Origin of the sequence: Pseudoalteromonas sp. XI10 (assembly GCF_001469895.1) — a bacterium.
Taxonomy (GTDB): Bacteria; Pseudomonadota; Gammaproteobacteria; order Enterobacterales; family Alteromonadaceae; genus Pseudoalteromonas.
Map to the genome: position 1 here is coordinate 1 of NZ_LOPY01000044.1, position 264 is coordinate 264.

The window sequence follows — 264 nt, forward strand, 5'->3', positions numbered from 1 at the left end:
GTAAGTGGCGTCCCCAAGGGGATTCGAACCCCTGTTACCGCCGTGAAAGGGCGGTGTCCTAGGCCTCTAGACGATGGGGACGCAGAAATTGGTTTGCAAATCACTGATTTGCTATTTCTGCGTAAGATGAGACCGAGCCTGCGAGGCGAATGGCCATAGCTTAAACAGAAAGTTTCTGTGTCACTAGGACAACTGAATAGTTATACTCGATTCAGACGAGCTTTTAATAACACAACACTTTTAGTAAGTGGCGTCCCCAAGGGG

At 48.9% G+C, this 264-nt stretch carries 1 tRNA gene; it reads right to left on the reverse strand.

What is annotated here, in order from left to right:
* Positions 1–5 precede the first annotated feature (5 nt).
* Positions 6–81: transfer RNA gene (locus tag AUR67_RS11365), tRNA-Glu, on the reverse strand.
* Between the last annotated feature and the right edge of the window lie 183 nt (positions 82–264).